The sequence below is a fragment of the Rhizobium sp. CRRU65 genome, from assembly GCF_048551595.1.
Lineage (GTDB): Bacteria > Pseudomonadota > Alphaproteobacteria > Rhizobiales > Rhizobiaceae > Rhizobium > Rhizobium leguminosarum_J.
Window position 1 is genome coordinate 1 of sequence record NZ_JBLYZH010000041.1, and the last position, 2,769, is coordinate 2,769.

The 2,769-nt window shown below is 63.3% G+C and carries 2 protein-coding genes and 1 pseudogene; all 3 read left to right on the plus strand.

Annotated elements, in window-relative coordinates; all coding sequences use genetic code 11:
* Positions 1 to 568 precede the first annotated feature (568 nt).
* Positions 569 to 1,078 carry a bifunctional adenosylcobinamide kinase/adenosylcobinamide-phosphate guanylyltransferase gene (gene cobU / locus ACM5SV_RS36525; RefSeq protein ID WP_026157387.1) on the plus strand — a complete coding sequence of 170 codons (510 nt, stop codon included), beginning with the start codon at positions 569 to 571 and terminating at the stop codon, positions 1,076 to 1,078.
* Positions 1,079 to 1,082: 4 nt separating this feature from the next.
* Positions 1,083 to 2,132, plus strand: coding sequence for a cobalamin biosynthesis protein CobW (cobW, locus tag ACM5SV_RS36530; protein WP_017994377.1), 1,050 nt, complete (start codon positions 1,083 to 1,085; stop codon positions 2,130 to 2,132).
* A 4-nt stretch (positions 2,133 to 2,136) separates the two neighbouring features.
* A pseudogene (locus ACM5SV_RS36535) lies at positions 2,137 to 2,769 on the plus strand (cobaltochelatase subunit CobN); the annotation flags it as partial.

Consider the following 2,769-nt stretch of genomic DNA (forward strand, 5'->3'; position numbering starts at 1 on the left):
GCCACTGGATATGCATGGTGATCAACCGGGGTCGGACGCCTCTCAAGTCTACGAATCGTCCACCTTTTCACTGATGCAGCCGGGAAGGCGAGGATGATCCGCTGGCACGATCAGGGCGACCGGTTTCCGGTCTGCCCCGATCGCGGCCGATAACCGCGAGCCAGGAGACCTGCCATGCGTGCCGGGCGAGAAGCCCACACCTGGGCACTATGCCCGTTGCCAGCACGGAGGTTGTCTTGGCTGAACGATTGAATTCGGCGCGGCCTGGTGCGGCGCGCGCGACGCCTCCAAGCAGTGCTGCAAGAGGTGTGCTTTCGGCCGTTTATGTCGAATGCTGGATCCCCCCCTCTGTCCTGCCGGACATCTCCCCCACAAGGAGGGAGATCGGCAAGCAGCACGACCGTCGTCCCACATCAATTGTTTGGAGAAAAGCTCTCGGCGATTCAATCTCTCCCCTTGTGGGGGAGATGTCCGGCAGGACAGAGGGGGGTGTCACACCCTCAGTAGCCGAGAAAGGTGCACTCGGAACAAGCCACGGCTACGCACTCTCCCTGAGAGGCGTTTGAGCATGACTGCCACCTTCATCCTCGGCGGCGCACGTTCCGGCAAATCCCGCTTCGCCGAAGACCTCGTGACGGCAAGTGGCCTCGATCGCCACTACCTTGCCACCGGCCGTGCCTGGGACGAGGAGATGCAGGCGCGCATCACGCAACACAAGGCCGATCGCGGTCCGTCCTGGACGACGCATGAAGAGCCGCTCGACCTCGTCGGCAAGCTCGCCGCCATCGATGGCGAAGGGCGCATCGTGTTGATCGATTGCCTGACGCTCTGGGTCACCAATCTGATGATGGAGGAGCGGAACATGGCGGCGGAATTTGCCGCACTTGCCGATTTTCTGCTCGGCGCGAAGGCGCGGCTCGTTTTCGTTTCCAACGAGGTCGGTCTCGGCATCGTGCCCGACAATCGCATGGCGCGGGATTTTCGCGATCATGCCGGCCGCTTGCACCAATCGATCGCGGCGAAGGCCGCCGAAGTTTATTTCATCGCGGCAGGTCTGTCGCTGAAAATGAAGGGTTAAGTCCATGAACCAGCAGAAGATTCCCGCAACCGTCATCACCGGCTTTCTCGGCGCCGGCAAGACCACGATGATCCGCAACCTGCTCACCAATGCCGGCGGTAAGAAGATTGCGTTGATCATCAACGAATTCGGCGATCTCGGCGTCGACGGCGACGTGCTGAAGGGCTGCGGTGCGGAGAATTGCACCGAGGACGACATCATCGAGCTGACCAACGGCTGCATCTGCTGCACCGTTGCGGACGATTTCATTCCGACGATGACCAAGCTGCTCGAGCGCGAACAGCGGCCCGACCATATCGTCATCGAGACTTCTGGCCTTGCCCTGCCGCAGCCGCTGGTCGCCGCCTTCAACTGGCCCGACATTCGTACCCAGGTGACCGTCGACGGTGTGATCACGGTGGTCGACAGCGCCGCTGTTGCCGCCGGCCGCTTCGCCGACGACCATGATGCCGTCGATGCGCGCCGCGCCGAGGATGAATCGCTCGATCACGAAAGCCCGATCGAGGAGCTGTTCGAGGATCAACTGACCTGTGCCGACCTCATCGTGCTCAACAAGACCGACCTGATCGATGCTGCAGGGCTTATCAGGGTGCGAGACGAGGTCGCCTCCCGCACGGTGCGCAAGCCCGTGATGATCGAGGCGAGGAACGGCGAGGTGTCGGCCGGCATCCTGCTCGGCCTCGGCGTCGGCACGGAGGACGATGTCGCCAATCGCAAGTCGCATCACGAGCTGGAGCATGAAGACGGTGCGCCGCACGACCATGATGAATTCGACAGCTTCGTCGTCGATCTCGGACCCATTGCCGATCCCGCCGGCTTCGTCGAAGCGCTGAAGAGCATCATTGCTGCCCATGACGTGCTGCGCCTCAAGGGTTTTGTCGATGTCTCGGGCAAGCCGATGCGCCTGCAGCTCCAGGCCGTCGGCAGCCGGATCGACCATTATTTCGACCGCGCCTGGGGCGCGAGCGAAAAGCGCGCTACGCGCCTTGTCGTTATCGGCCTGCACGAAATGGACCAGGGTGCGGTGAGGGCAGCGATCGCAGCGCTGGCATAGACCGATGCATCTGCTTCTGGCCCAGCAGGGAACGATCAGCGACGGCGAGGAGGCAATCGACCTCGGGCAGACGCCGGGCGATATCCTGTTCCTGTCGGCGGCGGACAGCGAGCTTGCCGCGATCGCGGCCGCCCATCGCGATCGCGGGGCGGGGCCTTCGCTCCGGCTCGCAAGCCTGATGAGCCTCAAGCACCCGATGTCTGTCGATACCTATGTCGAGCGCACGGTGCGGCATGCGAAGCTGATCATCGTGCGTGCGCTCGGCGGCGCCAGCTATTTCCACTATGCGCTGGAGGCGCTGCATGCAGCGGCAGCGCGCGCCGCTGCGCTGATCGCGGTGCTGCCGGGCGATGCCAGGCCAGATGCGGGGCTGCTGCCGTTTTCCAATGTCGGTCTCGATGATCTCAACGCGTTGTGGGCCTATCTGATCGAGGGTGGCGATGCCAATGCGCGGGCATTTCTCGACTATGCCGGGGCGATGCTGTCGGGAGCCGAGAAGCCGGCGCCGGCAGTGCCTTTGATGAAGGCGGGTATTTGGTGGCCGGGGCGGGGGTTGATCGGGGTCGAGGAGTGGCGGCGGGTTGCTGCGTCGCCTTTAGAGATGTCTTTGGATGTGGCACCCCCCTCTGTCCTGCCG

Bases quoted from the DNA above. Each gene is read 5' to 3' on its own strand.
- cobW (WP_017994377.1), top strand. From the start codon at position 1,083: ATGAACCAGCAGAAGATTCCCGCAACCGTCATCACCGGCTTTCTCGGC.
- cobU (WP_026157387.1), top strand. From the start codon at position 569: ATGACTGCCACCTTCATCCTCGGCGGCGCACGTTCCGGCAAATCCCGC.